Source organism: Tsuneonella sp. HG222 (genome assembly GCF_053819185.1).
Genome location: NZ_JBSOQZ010000001.1, coordinates 2,112,491 through 2,131,432 on the forward strand (window position 1 = coordinate 2,112,491; position 18,942 = coordinate 2,131,432).

General features: G+C 64.2%; 19 protein-coding genes. 4 read left to right on the top strand and 15 right to left on the bottom strand.

The genetic code is table 11. The features are described 5' to 3' along the window. Window positions 1-79: 79 nt before the first annotated feature. The 11 genes from ACWPMZ_RS10660 to ACWPMZ_RS10710 all read right to left on the bottom strand — a co-directional run bounded on the left by ACWPMZ_RS10660 (window position 80) and on the right by ACWPMZ_RS10710 (window position 10,732). Window positions 80-457: a hypothetical protein gene (locus tag ACWPMZ_RS10660; protein ID WP_455703983.1), complete on the bottom strand. Its 378-nt coding sequence runs from the start codon at window positions 455-457 to the stop codon at window positions 80-82. Continuing rightward, window positions 454-852 carry a c-type cytochrome gene (locus ACWPMZ_RS10665; RefSeq protein ID WP_455703984.1) on the bottom strand — a complete coding sequence of 133 codons (399 nt, stop codon included), beginning with the start codon at window positions 850-852 and terminating at the stop codon, window positions 454-456. The genes ACWPMZ_RS10660 and ACWPMZ_RS10665 overlap by 4 nt, the downstream gene beginning before the upstream one ends. Further along, window positions 849-2,387, bottom strand: coding sequence for an FAD-binding oxidoreductase (locus tag ACWPMZ_RS10670; protein ID WP_455703985.1), 1,539 nt, complete (start codon window positions 2,385-2,387; stop codon window positions 849-851). The genes ACWPMZ_RS10665 and ACWPMZ_RS10670 overlap by 4 nt, the downstream gene beginning before the upstream one ends. Before the next feature lie 371 nt (window positions 2,388-2,758). Then, on the bottom strand, window positions 2,759-3,343 hold the full coding sequence (locus ACWPMZ_RS10675; RefSeq protein WP_455703986.1) for a TetR/AcrR family transcriptional regulator C-terminal domain-containing protein: 585 nt from the start codon (window positions 3,341-3,343) through the stop codon (window positions 2,759-2,761). Between the two features lie 260 nt (window positions 3,344-3,603). Beyond that, a complete protein-coding gene (locus ACWPMZ_RS10680; RefSeq protein WP_455703987.1) occupies window positions 3,604-4,605 on the bottom strand; it encodes a zinc-binding dehydrogenase in 1,002 nt (333 codons plus the stop codon). A gap of 43 nt (window positions 4,606-4,648) precedes the next feature. Next, a complete protein-coding gene (locus tag ACWPMZ_RS10685) occupies window positions 4,649-5,272 on the bottom strand; it encodes a nuclear transport factor 2 family protein (protein WP_455703988.1) in 624 nt (207 codons plus the stop codon). Next, a complete protein-coding gene (locus tag ACWPMZ_RS10690) occupies window positions 5,269-6,306 on the bottom strand; it encodes a Rieske 2Fe-2S domain-containing protein (RefSeq protein ID WP_455703989.1) in 1,038 nt (345 codons plus the stop codon). Before ACWPMZ_RS10690 ends, ACWPMZ_RS10685 begins: the two co-directional genes overlap by 4 nt. A gap of 126 nt (window positions 6,307-6,432) precedes the next feature. Further along, window positions 6,433-7,305 carry an SMP-30/gluconolactonase/LRE family protein gene (locus tag ACWPMZ_RS10695; protein WP_455703990.1) on the bottom strand — a complete coding sequence of 291 codons (873 nt, stop codon included), beginning with the start codon at window positions 7,303-7,305 and terminating at the stop codon, window positions 6,433-6,435. Between the two features lie 135 nt (window positions 7,306-7,440). Further along, window positions 7,441-9,843 carry a TonB-dependent receptor gene (locus ACWPMZ_RS10700; RefSeq protein WP_455703991.1) on the bottom strand — a complete coding sequence of 801 codons (2,403 nt, stop codon included), beginning with the start codon at window positions 9,841-9,843 and terminating at the stop codon, window positions 7,441-7,443. Window positions 9,844-10,007: 164 nt separating this feature from the next. Further along, window positions 10,008-10,148, bottom strand: a complete 141-nt coding sequence (locus tag ACWPMZ_RS10705) for a hypothetical protein (RefSeq protein WP_455703992.1) — start codon at window positions 10,146-10,148, stop codon at window positions 10,008-10,010. Window positions 10,149-10,216: 68 nt separating this feature from the next. After that, window positions 10,217-10,732 (bottom strand): TetR family transcriptional regulator, encoded by a 516-nt coding sequence (locus ACWPMZ_RS10710; protein ID WP_455703993.1) that lies wholly within the window; start codon window positions 10,730-10,732, stop codon window positions 10,217-10,219. Window positions 10,733-10,937: 205 nt separating this feature from the next. Between ACWPMZ_RS10710 and ACWPMZ_RS10715 the strand changes: the two genes are divergently transcribed. Both ACWPMZ_RS10715 and ACWPMZ_RS10720 read left to right on the top strand, forming a co-directional pair. Further along, complete coding sequence (locus tag ACWPMZ_RS10715; RefSeq protein ID WP_455703994.1) at window positions 10,938-11,741, top strand: hypothetical protein; 804 nt, start codon at window positions 10,938-10,940, stop codon at window positions 11,739-11,741. 14 nt (window positions 11,742-11,755) lie between these two features. Then, window positions 11,756-12,130, top strand: a complete 375-nt coding sequence (locus ACWPMZ_RS10720; RefSeq protein WP_455703995.1) for a DUF6152 family protein — start codon at window positions 11,756-11,758, stop codon at window positions 12,128-12,130. A 1-nt stretch (window position 12,131) separates the two neighbouring features. Here ACWPMZ_RS10720 and ACWPMZ_RS10725 read toward each other — a convergent pair whose 3' ends face one another. Beyond that, window positions 12,132-13,187 (bottom strand): MarR family winged helix-turn-helix transcriptional regulator, encoded by a 1,056-nt coding sequence (locus ACWPMZ_RS10725; RefSeq protein ID WP_455703996.1) that lies wholly within the window; start codon window positions 13,185-13,187, stop codon window positions 12,132-12,134. Between the two features lie 207 nt (window positions 13,188-13,394). Here ACWPMZ_RS10725 and ACWPMZ_RS10730 point away from each other — a divergent pair, with 207 nt between their 5' ends. Next, entirely contained in the window at window positions 13,395-16,349 is a 2,955-nt protein-coding gene (locus ACWPMZ_RS10730; RefSeq protein WP_455703997.1) for a TonB-dependent receptor plug domain-containing protein, read from the top strand. Between the two features lie 124 nt (window positions 16,350-16,473). On the opposite strand, the gene ACWPMZ_RS10735 is transcribed toward ACWPMZ_RS10730, so the two are convergent. After that, window positions 16,474-17,145, bottom strand: coding sequence for a TetR/AcrR family transcriptional regulator (locus ACWPMZ_RS10735; protein ID WP_455703998.1), 672 nt, complete (start codon window positions 17,143-17,145; stop codon window positions 16,474-16,476). Window positions 17,146-17,383: 238 nt separating this feature from the next. On the opposite strand from ACWPMZ_RS10735, the gene ACWPMZ_RS10740 reads away from it, so the two are divergent. Then, a complete protein-coding gene (locus tag ACWPMZ_RS10740; RefSeq protein WP_455703999.1) occupies window positions 17,384-17,674 on the top strand; it encodes a putative quinol monooxygenase in 291 nt (96 codons plus the stop codon). Between the two features lie 207 nt (window positions 17,675-17,881). Here ACWPMZ_RS10740 and ACWPMZ_RS10745 read toward each other — a convergent pair whose 3' ends face one another. Together ACWPMZ_RS10745 and ACWPMZ_RS10750 are read right to left on the bottom strand one after the other, a co-directional pair. Beyond that, a complete protein-coding gene (locus ACWPMZ_RS10745) occupies window positions 17,882-18,370 on the bottom strand; it encodes a DUF6644 family protein (RefSeq protein ID WP_455704000.1) in 489 nt (162 codons plus the stop codon). A gap of 15 nt (window positions 18,371-18,385) precedes the next feature. After that, window positions 18,386-18,853: a hypothetical protein gene (locus ACWPMZ_RS10750; RefSeq protein WP_455704001.1), complete on the bottom strand. Its 468-nt coding sequence runs from the start codon at window positions 18,851-18,853 to the stop codon at window positions 18,386-18,388. Between the last annotated feature and the right edge of the window lie 89 nt (window positions 18,854-18,942).

The following is an 18,942-nucleotide window of genomic DNA, read 5'->3' on the forward strand; positions in this document are numbered from 1 at the left end:
GCCGGACCTGTCACCCGAGACCGAAGTGCAGCACCCGCGGCGCTGCGGTTGTGACCCTGCGGCTCCCGCTCGGCGGGATTCAGCCCGCCCTTGCGATCCTCGTCCTGAACACGGATTCCCCAACCCGCTGTTGCTCGACCGAAAATCCCTCGTCCCGAGCCAGGCCCTCGAGGACCAGCGCCAGGTCCCAGCGGGTGTAAGCTTCGATCGACCGGCCGCCGGCGACCCGCTCGCGCAACTCCGCCCGCCAGGCCCTGACGATCTCGACCGGCAGGTCAACATCGGGGTTCCGGGCACGCCGGCCAAGGAGCGTCCGCTCAGCTTCGGACAGCCGGCCATCGAGGCCGACGAGCGACGCCCGGCGGGTCAATGCCGACGCGGGCGTGAGCGAGACCGCCGACCCCGCCGCGACCCCGACCAGGCCGATAAACGTGCGCCGGGGTAAGTGGTCGATCACTTGCCGCGCCCTTTCGCAAGATACTCACTGATGCGGGCCAGCTGCTCGTCCGAGACCTCGCCCGGCGGGAGCGCGGGCATGTTGCCCATGCCCTTGCGTACGACCGTGGCGACATACTCGGCCGGCAAGGCACGGTCCTCGAGCACCGGCGACTGGTCGTCGCCGCGCCGCTGCAGCAGCACGGTGCCCATGCCCATCTCGCGATGGCACATCGAACACTTCTCGACGTAGAGCGCCTCGTCGGGTGACGAGAAGCTGCGGTCCTGCATCAGACCGCGCGAAGCGGCCGCGGACTGGGCCTGCGGCTCGTCCTGCGAACTTGCCGAGCAAGCCGCCGAGACCGCGAGCAGCGTGCCCAGGGCGAGCACCAGCGCGGGGCGCGATACCATGGTCATGCCTGCACCCCCCTTTGCGCCGCCGACCGGATGCCGCTCTTGCCCGGCGCGATGATGCCGTTGGGATCGAGCGCATCCTTGACCCGCTCGTTCAGGCGCCGAAGGGCCTGGTCGTTATAATCGAATGTCGAAGCCACTAGGTCCATGTATTCGATGTGGGCGCGATACTCGGTGAAGCCCTGCTTCGCGGCCTCGGAGACGAGCTTGCGCAGCAGCAGATCGACCTTGGCAGTCATCTGCGCATCGTCCTTGTTGAACAGGATCTGGTTGACGTTGGTCATGTGCCGCTCGCCCATCGCGAAGCTCGGGTGGTAGTCGAACCCCATCTCGTCGAAGAGCGCTTTGGCCTTCTGCGTCTCGCGCATCGCCAAAGCGCCGCTTGGGGGCATGACCGGCGAGAAACCGATGTGACCGCCGCGGCCCCCGAACCAGTTCGCGTTAGCCAGCGGGAACGTGACCGGCACGCCGGTCCAAGGCGATCCTTCGGGCGCCTGGCCCTTGACCCAACGCGACGGCGTCAGGCGGGCGCCGGTCCCGGCAAACGCGCGTTCGACGACCTTCTGGGTGGCGTCTACAATCTCGACCGGGCCATAGTATCGCGTCGAGACTGACCACCAGCCGATGTTGAAGCGCTTGCGGATGGCATCGATCGCGCTTGCCCCGAGCGGCTTGCCGGGCTCACCCCAGTCCGCGCGCGTCGTCAGGGGCGCGGCAGCACGCAGCCAGTTGCCGATGCTCGGTGTCTGCTGGATGACGTTGTCGCGGCGAAGTTTCGCCAGGGTATCGACCAGCCACACCAGGTCGCCCTCGCCTTCCGCCTCGATATCGAAGCCCGCCATGCCTTCGGGCTCGGGCATCAGCCACAGCCCGAGCTTGGTGACCACGCCGAAGTTCGACTGCGTGAACATCGTGTCCCACGACGGTCCGTAGCCCGGCTTGTAGAGCTGCCAGGTGGCAGAGTTGGAGATGCCGCCGGTACCGGTCCGCACGAGGCTGCCATCGGCGAGGACCACCTCGAGGCCGCAGATCCGTGAGGCATGGTCGCCGTATGTGGTATAGCCGACGCCGCGATCGAGCGCGTTGCCGGCAACCGAGCCCCAGCTGTTGCCGGGCACGGACAGCCACAGCGGAATCTTGTTGGACTGCAAGTAATCGTAGAGGTCGAAAAACCCGACCCCCGGCTCGAGCAGCACGGTGCCGTTTACCTGGTCGACCTCGATCTTCTTCATGCGAGAGAGGTCGAGAACGATCGAGCCGGCCATGACCGGCGCAGTGCCGCCATAGCCCAGGTTCTTTCCGCGGCTGATCGGCCACAGCGGAGCCTTCTCCTCATTGGCGATCCGAACGATCGCCTGGACCTCCTCGACGGTCGATGGGCAAACGGCGCCCCCGGGCAGGTGCCGTTCGGGGTCCCACGCGAAGCTGTCGGCGTAGATGGCGCGTTCGTCGTCGCTGAAGAACACGTTCGCAGCACCGACAACGCCAGCAAAGCGCCTCAAGGCCGCAGGAACACCGGGAACTTGTGATTCAGCCATCCCAAACCCTTTCAGATCAGGAGTAGGCCTACAGATCGCCTGGCACGTCCGACCAGGCGAAGCCGTCATGCCCAGCTGCGAAGCACCCTTCGCGCAAGCGGAGCATCCGCCTCTCCATCCTCGTGTAGACAGAAGGGCCCACGGCCACCCCGTCTCACATTATTTATCGGTGATAAGGAATGAGTCGCGTCGAGTCAATCTGGCTTGGCTCGCGTTGTCGCTCCGGCATCTCCACCCGCCGTCGCGGCGTCAGTCCTGTCGACAGTGGACGGATTCCGACGGGCTCCGGCGTGACCGTTGAGACCAATGCGCCCAGCCAGGCGCGCCCACCCCGCCTCGGGAGCTGCTACCGCGGGGCGGACGCTGGCGGATCAGGTTGGAGACGCGGCCTTCTCGCGCAGGCCGAGAATATACGCGTCAAGGCAATACTCGAAGGAATCCTCGGTATCGCCGAACGCATCGGCGAATGCCCTGGTGTCCTCGTTCTGCTCGTAGATCACAGTCCCCAGCACCATCCTCGCGAAGCCGCCCCAGGCAGCTGCCGCATCGTTGCGAGAGAACCCTTCGGCAGTCAGGCGATTGACGACGCCCTCGAAAAACTCGTCGCGCAGCTTCTCGGTCGGCGATGATTGCGAGGCGATCAAGCCGCTGTCGCGATGCGACAGAAGCGTTCTGCGCTGCCGGCGGGCAACTTCGCGCAACCATTCCCACCACGGAAGATCCTGGGGGACCTTGGCCAGGCTCCCGAACAGCGCCCGTTCGATCATCAGGCCCATGAGCTGGCGCTTGTTGCGGACGTGCCAGTACAGCGCCGGGCTCTTCACATCGAGCGCGGCGGCCAGGTTCCTTGTCGAAAGTCGCGCAATTCCCTCTCGATCGACCAGCAACCACGCCTCTTCGACAATCTTGTCGACGGTCAGGTTAAAGTCGCTCTTCTTCGGTCTTCCTGCAGCCACATCATCCCCACTGACCGGCGTTGGCCGGATCGATAACAGCAACGCCCCAAGGAATAAATGCTCTGGAGCGCGCTCTCGGCTCGCCGGAGCGCGCCAACCTTACCCTTCATTCGATCCGAACGGTCAAGCCTGACGCCAAGAAGCTCGTCAGACCGGTCCGCAGCTAGCCGGGGAACGACCGGCGATCGCGCATCGGGCAGCTCCACGGGCATAGCGGGCGAGCGCCGGCTCCCTGGCGTGGTCTCACTTCATCACGGGTCCTAGTCGACCTCGATGATCAACTTGCCAGAGTTCGCTCCCGAGAACAGCAGTTCGACCGCTGCGGGCGCGTTCTCGAGACCCTTGATGATCTGCGGACGGCTCGCCAACTTGCCGGCTAGGTATAGGCGCGTCAGTTCCCCGAAGTATTCAGGAATACGCTCGTGCGGCTCGCCGGCGATGAAGCCCTCCATACGAACGCGGCGAAAGACGAGCTCCATGAGGTTCCTGACCCCTTGTCCGTCGCTGCGGTCGTTCGAGTTATAGAGCGCAATCTGCCCGCAGACCGCGACCCGCGCGCGCAGCGCCAAATTCATCAGGACCGCGTCCAGAATCTGCCCCCCGACGTTGTCGAAGAACAAGGTCGCCCCCTCCGGGCACAGTCGCCGAAGCTCGGCTTCGACGTCGCTCCTGCGATAGTCGATGCAGGCCTTCGCGCCGAACCCCTCAACGAGACGACACTTGTCCGCGCCACCGGCAATGCCGAGGACGGTCGCGCCGTGGGCCACAGCAATCTGGACGGCAAGCGCGCCGGTCGCCCCGGCCGCGCCCGACACCACCACGGTGTCTTCAGGCGTCAATTTGCCCACTTCGAGCAGGCCCGTGACCGCGGCAAGCCCGATATGGGAAAATATCGTCAGGTTGGCCTCGAGCGGTACCTCAGGCTGCACCAGACGAACGCGCTCGGCGGCGACCACCGAGTAGCGCTGCCAACCCGCCATGCCGGTAACCCAGTCGCCGGCGGTAAACGTGTCGGACCGGCTCTCGATCACTTCGGACACCCCCTGACCGATCATGACCGACCCGACTTTGAGGCCGAACACGTTCGACGACGGTTCGAGCTTCAGCCAGTTCCTGCTCGTGGGATCGAGCGACAGCAAGTGGGTCCGGAGCAGCACTTCGCCCTCGCCGAGCGGCGGCACCTCGCGCTCCTCGAGCGAGAGGCAGTTGGGGGCGTAAATGCCGGTCGAGGCATATTGAATAATCCAGGCCTGGTTGCGCATCGAGATCTCTCGCCTGGGGCGCGCGCCCCTTGTCTGTCGCCGGTCAGCCGGCCCGTTCGGGTGGAAGGGGTCCAAAATCCATGGGCTGCGCCGGATCGTACCCCTCGAAGGGTTCGCTCGGCCGCGACGGGTGACAGCGCTCGGGAAAGTGGCTCAGATCGAGCGGCGCGACCGTCGACATCGGTTGCCGGACCCAGCCCTCGTGGAACGGCGTGCGGAAATTGCACAGCCAGCGCAGGCGCAGGATGCGCCAGCGATCGCCGGTTTTCGAGAACGCGTTGTCGTACTTGCCCTGCTGCCAGGTGGCCACCAGTCCTTCGGACGTGGGGAAGGCATTGCACCCGAGCGTCTGCCACATGCCCAGCGCACTCGCGCCGTCGGCCGACACCTCGACGACCTCGGTGCTCATCATGTGGATCGGCAAGGATCCCGGCGAGGTGAACAGCGGCTTGAACAGCTCAAGGAACAAAGCGCGGATCTTCTCGGCGCCTACGTAGACCCCGGTACTGGAAATCTCGACCGATACCGAGAGATCGTCGAGCGCGAACAGATCGAGCACCCGGTCGTATTCGTGCGACTGCATGTAGTACAAGTACCGTGCTTGGAGCTGCGATATCTCCTTGATATCGTGCAGCTCCGTCAGCATCCCGCGCTCAGATGGGGTCATGCGGCCACCGGGTTGTCTTTGGCGAGCCGCTCAACCATGCGGTTGAAGATGGTGATGCCGCGGTCGTGCCCGGTCGGCATAACCGTCGGCTTGTCGGTCGCGTTGATGACCTTTTGCTGCGCCTCGATCATGTGCTTGTCCTCGCCGAATGCCTGGTCGGCCACGCCCATCAGGATGTCGCGCAGACCCTCGTCGCCGTGATCCCTGTGCGGGCCCCAGCAGAAGAAATAGCGGGCGGTGCCCGGACCGGTCGGCGTGACGGCCTGGCTGGTAAAGGTCACGCCGGCGATCGCCTTGCTGCGATCGGGCGGGCCGAACGCGAACTCTTCGGCGGCGCCGAGCGCGAAGCTGCCGCTCCACATGAGCAGTATGCCCGGCAGCATGAATTCGTAGCTCATGTAGTTGTCGAAGTTCTGCGCGCCCCTGCGGCCCACTGGGCCGGGGTCGTCGGTGATCCAGCGCGAGAAGCGTACCCCGCGCTCGAGCGTTTCGAGCTTGGGCGGATCCGACGCGAAATCGTTGCCCGCTTGGAAGCTGTTCGCGTGAACGAACGTCAGATGGCTGAAGTCGAGCAGGTTGTCGTTGATGAGGCTTGCTTCGGCGTCATAGTCCAGGTGACCGTGACCCATGATAAAGTCGGGGTGCTCCGGACCGATGGCCTCGGGGATCAGGTCCGGGTCTGCCCTCTCGGCATCGCCCATCCACACCCACACCCAGCTTGCCCGCTCGACCGCCGGATAGGCACGCACGCGGGCGTGCGGGGGAATCTGGGTTTGCCCGGGTATCTCCGCGACCTTGCCGTCGGGATCGAACAGCAGGCCATGATACATGCACCGCAGCCGCGCGCCTTCGCAGCGGCCAAGCGACAAGGGAGCCAGTCGGTGCACGCAACGGTCCTCGAGTGCGACGACCTGTCCCGTCGCGCTGGACCGATAAATGACGACAGGCTCGCCGAGGATCTTCACCCCGATCGGCGTATCGTCGGCGAGCTCGTTGCCCCATGCTGCAACATACCAAGCGTTCTTTACATACATCGCCTCAATCCTTTCGTTGCATCCCGACAGGTGAGCAGGTGCGCCACGCCCTGAAGAGGACCGCTACCGTGGCCACCGCCGGTAGCCGTCCGGGGCGGACGGCACGCCGACGCCCGCCGGCGCCCGTCACGCGCCGAACCTCGGCTCGGCGATGCCGGAGACTCCGAGATCGTCGATAACGAAGGTGCAGCCGTCCTGCGGGTCCGGCTCGCGTCCCATGAACGCGGGGCTCAAGCTGGGAACGAACAGGCGATCGAGATCGGGGCCGCCGAACATCACGCTGGCGGGGAGCTTTAAAGGAAACTCGACGACGCGCTCGATTGTGCCGTCTGGCCGAAAGCGGACCAACTTGCGGCCTTCGCAGATCGCGCTCCACACGTGTCCCTCGGCGTCAACCGTCGCTCCATCGGGGATTCCGTCGAGCTCGGCGGTGCTGGCGAATTCGCGCTTGTTCGACACCGAGCCGGTCTCGATATCGTAGTCGTAGGCATAGATCTGCGTCTTGACGCTGTCGGCGTGGTAGAAGGTCCGATCGTCCGGCGACCAGCACGGTCCGTTCGAAAGGATGATCCCCTCGTCGATCGCCCTCAGCTCGTCGCTTCCCGGCTCCAGCACGTAAACTTTGCCCCGCGCCTCTTTCATGCTCCGGTCGCTCGACCCGACGATGAAGCGCCCGCGGCGGTCGACTTTGCCGTCGGCAAGCTGGACCTGCTCGCTGAGATCCGGGCTAGTCGCTTCGAGGACGCATTCGCCGGTCTTGAAGTGCAGCCGGTACACGCCGGTCGCGAGGGCGACGAGCGCCGACTGCCCGTCGCGGCAGATGGCCATTGATCCGATCGTCTCGGGAACATCCCAGGTCATGACCGCGCCATCGGCATAGTCGTAGCGAAGGACTTTCCTGCCGAGGAGGTCGATCCAGTAGAGAGCCTGCTGCTCGACGTCCCACACCGGACCCTCGCCAATCGTGCAGTGGGGCACATCGAGACGGGCAATCTTCATATCCAACTCCAAGTCTGTCCGGCCAATTGCGCCGGATCTGCATAAGCCACGCAATTAAACAACCGATGGTCCCGACGCCGCCGACCGAATAAGGGGGCTGCCCACAAGGGAGTAACGGACAGCCCCCACCCGGCCTCAGAACCTGCGCGTCACGGTCAGGGCAAACTCACGCGGACGACCGACGAAGACGCTCGCATTGCCGAGGCTGGCGAGATTGTCGGCCGCGGCGGTGTAGTAGTACTCGTCCGTCAGGTTGGTGGCCGAGGCGCTGACCGACCAGTTGCCGTCCTCGGTCTCATAGGTAATCCGGGCGTTGAACAGATTGCGGCCCGGGATCAGGGCGTAGGGACTGATCACCGCCTGGTAGTAGAAGTCCGACAGGTAACTCCAGTCGGCGCGCGGCGTGATCGTGCCCGAGCTGTTGAGGTCGATCTGGTACTGGACGCTTGCCGACGCCTGCCACTCGCTCGCGAACGGCGGACGCATGTCCAGGGTGACGAGGCTGTTGACGTCGATGATGTCGGTATACTCGGCATCGAGATAAGCCAGGCTGCCCTCGATGGTCAGGCCGTCGATAGGGCGCAACACGGTCTCGAGCTCAACGCCGGTGTAGCGCGCATCGGCAACGTTCTTGGTTTGCCCGCAAGCCGTGCTGGCGCTGTCGGGGCAGAAATACACCACCCGCTGGATATTGTCGTAGTAGCTGCGGAACACCGCCGCGTTGAGCCGCACCCGGCGATCGAGGAAGTCGCTCTTGAAGCCGACCTCGTACGTGGTGAGGGTTTCCGGATCGAACGGCGCAACCTGATCGGGCACAAATGGCTGCGGGTTGACACCGCCGCCCTTGTAGCCGGTCGACACCTGGGCATAGGCCATGAAGCCGTCGCTGAAGCGATAGTTGGCGCCGGCCCGGTAGTCGAGGCGATCGCCCGCGAACGTCGAGGACAGGCCATCGAGGCCGATGACCAGGAAGTTGAGCGGCAGCGGGCTGCCCGGCGGCACGATGGTACCAACCGGCGTTCCGTCGGGATTGTGGCGGCTGAACGAATAGGTCTTCTTGTCGTCGGTGTAGCGCAGCCCGCCAATCAGAGTCAGGTCGGGCATGGGATGAACTTCGACATGCGCGAAGCCTGCCACGCTCCGGTTGGTCGCCGGATCGTTGGTGAGGAAGTCATACAGGAAGGTCGGAATCTGAACCCGGAACTGCTCGCGGTCGTTCGCGTCGTAGAAGAACCCGCCGACAGTGTAGTCGACCAGGTCGTTCACACTGCCCGTCAGGCGCAGTTCTTGGGTGAACTGCCGATGGCTGTGATCCATGCGGATCTTGATGATGTTGAGCGGCGAGCCGTCGACGTCGGCGACGGTTACGCCCTCGGCCTCGCGATAGCCGGTGATCGAGATCAGCTGAAGGGCATCGGAGAGCGCGTACTCAATTGTGCCCGCGACGCCCCATGCGTTAGCGCTGTTCTGCTGCTCATCGGTAAACACGCCAGGGGCGACCTGATACGGGAAGCCGAACAGCGTGGTGTAGTTGCCCGCCGCCGAGCCGTCGGCATAGTTCGTGTAGTCCTTCGGTCCCGTCAGGAAGCGGTTGTCGAACGGCACGCCGGCGAATGGGTCGGCGGCGACATAGCTGCGCACGCTCGGGTTGGCCGCGGCCGCCAGCTTAGCCGGGACCACGCCTGAATCGTCGCGCGACACGTCGGCGACGATGTTGATCTCGAGGGGCGAGCCGGACGGCGCGTAGCGTAGCGCGCCGCGCAGCGCGAGCAGATCCTTGCCACCTTCCTTCCCGATCACGCAGTCGTCTGACGGGTGGTCTGCGGGGATCCCGCCACCGGGGTTGACGCAGCCATAATCGAGATTCTTGAAATAGCCGTCACGGTGGTTTGCGACCGCCGAAAAACGGGCAAAGAGATCTTCGGCAACCGTGAAGTTCGCGCTGGCCCGTGCATCCATGCGGTCGAACGAGCCGTAGGTCGCCTCGACGAAGCCTCCGCTGTTGTCGTCGGGCCGCATCGAGAACAGCTTGATCGCGCCGCCGAGCGAGTTCTTGCCGGCCAGCGTGCCCTGCGGGCCGCGGAGAATTTCCACGCGCTGGAGGTCGGTCAGGTCCATGACCGCCCCGAAGGTCGTGCCGTAATAGATGTCGTCGATGTAGATCCCGACGCCCGGTTCGAGGGCGAAGCTTGCCGCCTCTTGGCCAATGCCGCGAATGAAGGCCGAGATTGCGTTCCCCTGGATGCCCGACGCTTCCGACAGGTTGACGTTCGGGGCGCTGGCGCCGAGGTCGGCAACGCTGGTCTGGCCACGAGCCGCCAGCGTCTCGCCGGTGATCGCGGTGATCGCGATCGGCGTGTCCTGCAGCCTCTGCTCGCGGAACTGGGCGGTGACGACGATCTCGCCTTCCGCAGCGTCGGGTGCCGCGGCTGCGGACGCCTCGTCCTGCGCCCAGGCCGTTGCCGGCAAAACGCTCGCCGAACCGACCACCAGCGCAGTCCCACACGCGAGGACGGAACGCGAAAAGCGACGCGACATAAATTCTCTCCCAGTGACTTCGGCACGGCGCTTTGCACGCCCAGCTATAATTTATCAGTGCTAGTTCCCTATCAGTGATAAATAATGCGTGCAAGACTCGATCGTGTGCAAAATTCCCCGTGGAAAGGCCAACGAGCCATCTGAGCCGTCGCGCGCGACGCTGATCAAGCCGTCGCGGCCTTCTGCCGGAGCCCGAGGATGTAGGCGTCGAGGCAATAGTTGAACGATTGGTCTGCCCGAGCGAAGGTCTCCGCGAAGGCCCTGGTGTCCTCATTCTGCTCGTAGAGCACCGTGCCGATGACCATGCGCGCAAGGCCACTCCAGGCCGCAGCGCCCTTGGCTCGGGAAAAACCGCTCTCGACGAGCGTGCTGACTACGACTTGAAGGTCTCATCACGCAGCTTCTCGGTCGGCGCGGTGCGCGAAGCGATCATGCCGATATCCCGGTGCGACAGGAGCGATGCGCGCTGCTGACAACCAACCGACTGCAGCCACTCCCACCACCGAACGGCCTTGGGCTCCGGCCACATAGTGTCGAACAGAGCCTGCTCGATCATCAGGCTCATCAGGTGACGCTTGTTGCGGACATGCCAGTAAAGGGCCGGACCCATCACAACGAGTGCGGCGGCAAGCTTGCGCGTGGACAGGCCGTCGATGCCGTCACGGTCGACCAGGCGCCATGACTCTTCGACAATGCGATCGAGGCTCAGCCCCTCGCCCTTCCTTGGCCCACCGACCACCACGCGTCTCGCCCAATTTATTTTATCGCTGCTAAAGGCGTAAGGTTGTCGCTGCGAGGCAAGCGCCGCCCCCCCTAACGGATCGAGTTGTTTTCCTCGCGAGAGAGAGCCGCTGAAAGCGACCGCCGGTGCACTGGAAGCTTCCTCCATTGCGCACGCTAACGGGAGGGCCGATCTCCCGAGATTGACGATGTCCTCCCATGTGGACCCCCGGATGTGTCACAAATCCCGCGGTTCTGCGACAATTTGGGAATGAGCGCGAGCCTCATATGTTGACATTTGCAACTTCAATCGACATCACGCAGCCAAGGCAGCCAAGAACTGCCGTTCCGCAAAACCCCGGAGTGGAGAAGACATGCGCCTGCGAAATCTAGGCATTGCGGCAGGCGTCGCGATGCTCTCATCTCTCGCTTACGCCAGCACCGAAGACGAAGCCCTTACCCCGGAGCGCGACTTCAGCGGAGTGTGGGTTCAGTACGTCGATCCGAGCGTGCCGCCTTCGTTCGCATTCCCCACGCCCGATGTCCCCTTCACACCCGAAGGCAAGCGTCGACGCGACGAGTACTTCAAAGTCACGATGGCAGGTGACTCGCCGTTTGGCGGCGACAATCCCGGCGCGCACTGTGTGCCCTACGGCATGCCAACCATGATGCAGATGGCCGGCAGCTATCCCATCGAATTTATCCATCGTCCCGAGCAGCTGACGATGATCTACGAAGTCGAGAGCGAGACCCGGCGGGTCTACATGCCGAGCAAGGCCACCGACGAGGAAGGGCGCTTCGCGGTCCGCCAGGGCTATTCGGAGGGTCACTGGGAAGGCAACACGCTGGTGGTGCAGACGACCGACATGACCGACGCCCCCGACCAGATGTCCTATCCGCACACCGACCAGGCGAGCATCGTCGAGCGGTTCACGCTCGTCCCGGACGAAAAGGTCGGCAAGATCCTCGAGTACGAGATGACCCTGATCGACCCGGTCTATTACGACCAGCCGGTCAGCTTCACGAAGAAGTGGATGCCGATGCCGAACGGCCGGATCATGGCCTACAACTGCACCGAGGAACCGTGGCTGCGGCTGCTCGAGGCTCGGCGCAAGCAACTCGAGGCCGGCGAGCCGGTCACCGCAAAAATGAGCGATGTCATCGACATCTACGAGTGATTCCGGAGATTCTTATGAACAAGAGTATTCTCGGCCTGGTGGCGGTCGTCACCACGATGGTCGCCGTCCAAGCCAGCGCCCATCACTCCGCCGCCCAGTTTGACTTCTCCAAGCCCACGACCCTGCAGGGTGTGGTCAAGCGGGTCGAGGTGGTGAACCCGCACACGCACATGCTGCTCACGATCACCGATGGCCGCGGCACCCGCGACGTCGACTTCGAGGGCCACAGCGCCAGCAACTTCTTCCGGGCGGGCTACCGGCGCGGCATGATGCAGGCCGGCGACAGGATCTCGATTACGGTCGCCCCGATGCGCAACGGCGCGGACGGCGGCTTCATCCTGTCGTTCACCACCAAGACCGGGCGGAAGGTCGGCTTCTCTCCGATGTGAGCTAGGCCTCGAGGGCGTCTTTCTCGGCGCCCGCCGGCAGGTCAGTCTCGCGCAGCTTGCGCAGCATGCGCGAGGCATTGACCGTCAGCACATCGAGGACCGAGGTGAACGATGCCTGCTCGGCGTGCGAAATCCCCTCCATCAGCAACGCGTCGCGCAGCTGGGCAATTTCGACCATCTGCGCCGAAACGCCGCGGCCCCGGGCCGTCAGCCGAAGGACCACGCGGCGCAGGCTCGACGACGGAGCGCGCTCGACCAGGCCGGCGGTTTCAAGCGTCTTGAGCATGCGCCCCACCTGGCCCTTGTCCCGGTCGGTCAGCTCGATCAGCTCGGTCAGGAGTGTTTCGTCGCGGTCTCCCAGGTGCGAGATCATAATCGTCTCGAACATCGAGAACCGCAGCAAGCGGCGATAAGTGAGGCCGGCCCCGCGATCGAGGTAGGCGAACAGGGTCATGAGCCGCGGCGCGACAAGGAGGGACATCGGCGTGTCCGGCCCGATCCGGCGAAGACGCTCGGGGAAGGTGCTCATTTCCGGCACCTTGACCCCCAGCTCGGCGACCGTTGCCACAGCCGCCTCCTGCTCGTGCGCGAGAACCATGGCCGCGCGGTCGGTGAGCTTCTGCAGCGTTCGCAGGAACACCGCGATCTGCAGCCGCGGCACGCCTTCGGTCAGCTCGGCATTCCATTTCTCGGCCACGGCCATGAAGCGCTCGAACAGGTCGCTGCCGGCGGTAGTGAGGACGACCGGCGAGCGCAGCCTCGGCCGCTCGAGCATACCCGCTTCGATGAGGTCGGATATCGCATGGCTGATCTGGGCCTTCTCGCGGCCGATCAGGGCAACGAGTTCGGAAAACGTCGCTCCGCCATAGTTCCCCACCATCGCGATCACGCTGCGATGGAGATCCGGCAGGTCGTACTTGCGCTGGTACGTGAGCTTTCCGCAGGCGCTCGCGATCCGAAGCAATTCCCAAACGCGGATCAGCAACAGATCCCTGCGTTCGATCCGCACTCGCGAGTCCGACGGCGGACCTGGCACTTCGCCACTCTGTTCGGTCATTCAGTCACCTAGGAACTTCGCGCAGGATAACCCGGCCCCGTTTCCGACTACCCGGCTTGTTGCCTGAGATAGCCAGAATACCGGTCACGGCCAAGCTTGACATGCCAAGCAGATTAAGTTGACTATTTCAAGTTCGGAAGCTAACGCCGATTCACCGAAAAGCTGGCCACTGTGCACAATGACGGGGCCAATGGGGGAGTTTCTGAAATGCCTGCGAGTCCTTCTCGAATCAGCCGGAGCGGTCTTCTGGCCGGCGCCGCGGCAAGCGCTTTCATCGGCATCATAGTCTCGAGCCCGGCGATTGCCCAGGGCGTGACCAACGCGGACGAGGAGGAAATCATCGTCACCGGCTCGCGGCTCGGCCGCCGCAGCCAGGAAGCGCCGACACCTGTCACGGTTCTCAGCGAGGAAGACATCAACAACCTGGCCCTGACGAGCGCTTCCGAGGTGCTTCAAGAACTGCCGCAGAACTCCGCGTTCACCGGCACGCAGAATGTCGGCGCCGGAAACTTCAACATCGGAACCTCGCTAGCCAACCTGCGCGGACTCAATCCCTTCTTCGGCACCCGGACGCTGACCATGGTCAACACCAGGCGTCACGTTCCGACCACAAATTCCGGCGCCGTGGACCTCAACGCCGTCCCCTCGGTGCTCATCCAGAGCGTTGAGACGGTCACCGGCGGCGCCTCGGCCGTCTATGGCTCCGAAGCCATCGCCGGTGTTGTCAATATCATCTTGGACACCGAACTCGAGGGCCTGAAAGGGCAAGTCGACTTCGGAATCACCGATCGCGGCGACGGCGATGAGTTTCACGCCGGTTTTGCATACGGGCTGACCTTCGGCGGTGGCCGCGGCCATCTAATGATCGGCGCCGAGTACAACAAGGCCGACGAAATCCGCTGCGACAGCTCGCGGGCCACCTGCAGCGACAACTCGAACGTGTTCGTCAACGCGAACTACCTGACGAACGGCCAGCCGCACTATATCCTCGGCGACAACTCGCGCTTCTACAACTCCAACAACGGCATCTTCCCGTTCCTGAATCAGCAGTTCAACGCCGCGGGCACGGCGCTTGTCCCGTTCGTACCCGGCCAATATGCCGATCCGTTCCAGTTCGGCCGCGGCCAGATGCAGGGCGGCGCGGACGCGACCCAGGATCAGTTCGCGGATGTCAGTCTGCGGCCCGAATCCGAGCGGTACACTGCGCTGGTCCACGCCAAGTACGAATTTAGCGACTCTCTGACCGGATGGATCGAGGGCTCGTACTATCGCAACAATGCGACCAACCGGCAGACCCAGTCGGGCGCCTCGCTGTTCTTCAATTCGATCCAGCCCGACAACGCCTACCTCTCGCCGGCCAGCGCCGACCTGCTCGGCTTCCTGCCGCCGTTCCTGCGAGCGTTCTCGACCAACGGCCAGGAGCTTCCGGCCAGGACCAACGACACCCAGGTCGAGGTCTGGACGATTGCGACCGGCCTCGAGGGCAACATCACCGACAACTGGACGTGGGACGCCTACTACTCTTACGGCAATAACCGGGTGCACCAGCAAGTCGACAACCTGAAGTCGAACCTGTTCTTCGCCTATGCGCTCGATGCGATCGACAATCCCGCCACGGTGGCGTTCGATCCGATCTGCCGGGTTACCCTGTCCAACCCGACGAGCCTGCTCGCGGGCCAGGGCTGCGTGCCGATCAACATGTTCGGGGCGAACAACGTCACGCCGACTGCGTTTGGCTATGCCTACCGCTCGCTGGTGCAGGACGAGACCTACGAGCAGCACGTCGTTGCCGGCAACGTCCGCGGCGACCTGTTCGATGGTTGGGGCGCCGGGCCGGTCCGCCTCGCGGTCGGCGCCGAGTATCGCAACGAATCGCTCGTCAACACGCACGATCTCGCCAACCACCCGTGGTATAGCACGCTCGAGCTGTCCTACGGCGAGGAGTTCTCGGGCAATCTCGACGCCATGGAAGGATTCCTCGAGCTCGGCGTGCCGATCCTCAAGGACCTCCCGCTGGTCCAGGCGCTGGTTTTCGACGGCGCGATCCGCCAGTCGCATTACGAGAATGCCAGCCCGACGAGCGGCACCAGCCGCGAGGTCGATTTCACCACCTGGAAGCTCAGCGGCATTTGGGAAATCAACGACTGGCTGCGCATCCGCGCCACGCGATCGCGCGACGTGCGCGCGCCGAGCTTCTACGAGCTCTACGCCAGAAGCATCGTGTCGGGCGGTTTCTTCGGCCAGGTCACCAACCCCTGGGCCGGCAACGCGCCCCAGGCGGTGACGGCAACGCTCGGCGGCGCCTCGACCGACCTCGGCGTGGAAAAGGCCGACACCTGGACGCTGGGCGCGGTGTTCAACGGGCAGCAGGCGCTTTCAGGCTTCTATGCCTCGGTCGACTGGTACGAGATCGGCCTCGACGGCCCGATCTCGACCCTGGGTTCGGCGCAAGCGGTGGTCAACGCCTGCTACAACGAAGGAACGTTCTGCGACGCGCTTACCGGCACGGGCCCCGTGACGGGCGGCGGCTTCACGACGATCAGCACCGTCGGCGTGAACTACCAGAACCTCGGCAGCTACAAGACCAGGGGCGTCGACTTCGAGCTCGGCTACTCGCTGCCGCTGTCGGGAAGCAGCCGGTTGAGTGCCCGAGGCATCGCGTCGTACCTCTATGACCTGATCATCGACTACGGCACGGGCGCGCCCGTCCGTGACAATGCCGGCATCAGCGGCCCGACCTCGGCCTTCGGGTACTTCAACACCTCGCCGGAATGGCAGGGCAACGTGTTCCTGACCTATTCCGACGATATCTTCACTGGGACGGTCCAAGCCCGCTACATCGGCTCCGGCAAGCTCGCCCTGCTGAACGGAACCACTGGCCAGCCCTACGTCGCTCCGGGCGATCCGGGCTACAGCACGACCGACATCAACAGCATAAACACCAACAGCGTCGACAGTGCGATCTACATCAACCTCAACGCGTCGGTGAAAATCCGCACCGGTGGCGGCCCCGACGACGGGTTCGAGCTGTTCGCAAACGTCTCCAACCTGTTCGACAAGGATGCGCCGCCGGCGCCGGGTGGCAATGGCTACGGCACCAATCCGGTGTACTTTGACACCTTCGGCAGAAGCTATCGTCTCGGTGCTCGCGTGCGCTTCTGATTGTTGGATATCGAGCTGGGAAGCCGCTTGACGCGGCTTCCCAGTTTCCCGCAGGCCCAATAGCTCCAGCCCGTGCCAGGCGCGGCCGGCGAAGGGACAGCGGAAGCGGTCGCCCCCGCCGGTGTCAACGGAACTGGCCGCTCTGCAACCCGCCCACGAGAAACCGAACGATCTCTTCAGGCGCGGCAGGCCAGTCGACCTGGTCGTCCTCTATGCGGTTGGCGTAGGCCATCCGATACCCGAACGACTGCGCGAACACGAGCGCGCCGACCGAGCTGGTGAAGCGCCAGAAGAACCGCTCGTCACTGATCTCGGGCAGGCACTCGCGGATCAGCTCGCGCCACAGTTCGGTGACATCCCTGAAGATCTCCTGCGATATCCTGAGCACGACCGGCGATGGATCGGTCAGGACGCGGCCGTAAAGCTGGCGGGTCACGAACGCGACCTTGGGATCCTCGATCAGATCGAAACCCGGAAAGACCATCGCCGAGACCACCGCCTCCAGGTCAGGCGGGCGCGCAACCTCGGGACGCGCCTTGATCGCCTTGAGCAGCTCCACCTTTCGCTGTTCTACTACGGCGAAGCGGCGGAGAAACACGCTGCGGAACAGGTTCTCCTTGGTCCCCCAGTGGTAGACCACTGCCGAGAGGTTGGTCTTTGCCCGGGTCGAGATGGCTCGGATCGAAGTGCCCTCATAGCCGAGCCGGATGTAGAGCCCTTCAGCGGCATCCATATAGCGGCGCATGGTGTCCCTGCTGCGCGCGGTGGACGGATGCACCTTGCCTTGGTCCTGCATGGTAGGTCTACCTTCGTCGTCGATTTCATACGATCATATGATTTTTGCTGGCCAATCCGCCAGAGGCATGCTGGACTGGGGAAGGAACTGGAAAATCGCAAGCGGGCACCATCGGAAGAGGCCGCGACATGCACGGTGTGGACTGGCGGGAGCGTGTCATCCGACCCGGCGTCATCCCGTCGTGGAGTCATCCGCGCCGGCACCGACCGCCCATCGCGCCCAAGGCAAGGAGAAGACCATGAAGGGCATGCTGATCTATTTCGACATCAAGCCGGGCATGCAGGATGCGTTCGAGGCTGCCACGCGCAAGCACATCTCCGATATCCGCGAGCGCGACCCATCCTATTCGCTCTACAGCCTGGCGAGGCTCAGGGAGAGCGATACCCGTTATGTGCTCGTCCAGCGTTTCGGTAGCTGGGAAAACCAGATGGCGCACAGATCTTACGATTACGTGCTCGAGAACATGAAGGCCATGGAGCCGTGCATCGCCGCGCCGCCGCTGATCGAGGAACTCGAGATCATCGACTGACCGCTCTCACGCGTCACGGTTGACGACAACCGTTCTGGCCTTGGCGAGAAAAGGTGCCCCGGGCGGAGGCCCGGGGCACCAAGGCTGGGAGGTCCGATGGGCACGGGTTTCTCTCGTGCACATCGGTAAACCGCCGACCGTGAGAATAATCGGCGGAATGTCGGTTCGCCACCGGACGCGCCCCGCGCGCGCCCCGAAGGCCAGGTTTCAAGTAAAGCCCACGAAGCGCCCCGCGGTGAGGATCGCGCTCCACAGGACCAGCGAACACAGTCCGGCAAGTCGAGCCGCCGGCGGCACGTGCTGACCTACGCTCCAGCCGGCGACGCGCCGGTGGCTCCAGGCGTGGAACAGCGCCATGTTTACCCCGGCGGCCAGCAGAAGCCCGAGCTTGATGAGAAAGACAGGGTTTCCGAGGTAACTCGTTGCCCGGCTGACGAACATCAGGAAGTCGGTGAGCACGGCGAACACGAACGCGCCCACGGTGACCGGCAGCACCGTTCGCATCAGCCTGTCGAGCGGATAGGACTTCGACGCGACGCCCAGCAGGCGAAGATCGAAGAGGAAGATCGATCCCACCACCAGCGCGATCGCCCATACGTGCGCGACCTCGAGCAGGGGAAAGGCGGTCAGGCTCTCCTGGATCGCCTGGGCCAGGCCCGTTTGCTCGAGCGCACCTGCCCAGCCCGCGTTGTCCATCCCGGTTCGTCCTTCCTAGACGTAGGCGATCCACCGGCCAGCAAAGATGATCGCCAGCCAGAGCGCGAACAGTGCGAGTGCGATGAGCTTGTCGGCGATACCGGCTTCGCCGTCATTGCGCACGGCGATGCGCCGTTGCAGCCAGAGGCAGTCCGACGTGGCCAGTACAACGCCGAGCATCTTGAGCTGAAAGACGTAGTTCGGCAGCTCCCGGACCGGTTCCGCCGCGATCAGCACCAGCCCGGACGCCAGCAGCACGGCCAGCGCCCACCACTGCTCGGGGTAGAGCCGTTCCACCCAGCGGCTAAGCGGCCAGTCGAGCCCCGCCACACGCCAGGCGCGCACGCCGACAAACAGGCCCGCGGTGAGGACGAGGCACATCGCGAGGATGTGGACCGTCTGCACGGTGGGCACGACCCACAGCGCATTCTTGAGCGCGAGGCTCTTGGAAGTGCCATCCAGCCAAGTCGCGAAGCCGGTCACTGGGCAGATCCCTCGATGGTCGTGCGCCGCTAGCGACGATGTCCGCGCCGCTATCGATCATTTGGTTGATTTTGTCAACTTCAATACAG

Bases quoted from the DNA above. Each gene is read 5' to 3' on its own strand.
- ACWPMZ_RS10695 (WP_455703990.1), bottom strand. From the start codon at position 7,305: ATGAAGATTGCCCGTCTCGATGTGCCCCACTGCACGATTGGCGAGGGT.
- ACWPMZ_RS10715 (WP_455703994.1), top strand. From the start codon at position 10,938: ATGCGCCTGCGAAATCTAGGCATTGCGGCAGGCGTCGCGATGCTCTCA.
- ACWPMZ_RS10670 (WP_455703985.1), bottom strand. From the start codon at position 2,387: ATGGCTGAATCACAAGTTCCCGGTGTTCCTGCGGCCTTGAGGCGCTTT.
- ACWPMZ_RS10705 (WP_455703992.1), bottom strand. From the start codon at position 10,148: ATGGTCATCGGCACGGTGCTCTACGAGCAGAATGAGGACACCAGGGCC.
- ACWPMZ_RS10745 (WP_455704000.1), bottom strand. From the start codon at position 18,370: ATGGACAACGCGGGCTGGGCAGGTGCGCTCGAGCAAACGGGCCTGGCC.
- ACWPMZ_RS10690 (WP_455703989.1), bottom strand. From the start codon at position 6,306: ATGTATGTAAAGAACGCTTGGTATGTTGCAGCATGGGGCAACGAGCTC.
- ACWPMZ_RS10725 (WP_455703996.1), bottom strand. From the start codon at position 13,187: ATGACCGAACAGAGTGGCGAAGTGCCAGGTCCGCCGTCGGACTCGCGA.
- ACWPMZ_RS10710 (WP_455703993.1), bottom strand. From the start codon at position 10,732: ATGGAGGAAGCTTCCAGTGCACCGGCGGTCGCTTTCAGCGGCTCTCTC.
- ACWPMZ_RS10685 (WP_455703988.1), bottom strand. From the start codon at position 5,272: ATGACCCCATCTGAGCGCGGGATGCTGACGGAGCTGCACGATATCAAG.
- ACWPMZ_RS10680 (WP_455703987.1), bottom strand. From the start codon at position 4,605: ATGCGCAACCAGGCCTGGATTATTCAATATGCCTCGACCGGCATTTAC.
- ACWPMZ_RS10730 (WP_455703997.1), top strand. From the start codon at position 13,395: ATGCCTGCGAGTCCTTCTCGAATCAGCCGGAGCGGTCTTCTGGCCGGC.
- ACWPMZ_RS10665 (WP_455703984.1), bottom strand. From the start codon at position 852: ATGACCATGGTATCGCGCCCCGCGCTGGTGCTCGCCCTGGGCACGCTG.
- ACWPMZ_RS10720 (WP_455703995.1), top strand. From the start codon at position 11,756: ATGAACAAGAGTATTCTCGGCCTGGTGGCGGTCGTCACCACGATGGTC.
- ACWPMZ_RS10740 (WP_455703999.1), top strand. From the start codon at position 17,384: ATGAAGGGCATGCTGATCTATTTCGACATCAAGCCGGGCATGCAGGAT.
- ACWPMZ_RS10700 (WP_455703991.1), bottom strand. From the start codon at position 9,843: ATGTCGCGTCGCTTTTCGCGTTCCGTCCTCGCGTGTGGGACTGCGCTG.
- ACWPMZ_RS10735 (WP_455703998.1), bottom strand. From the start codon at position 17,145: ATGCAGGACCAAGGCAAGGTGCATCCGTCCACCGCGCGCAGCAGGGAC.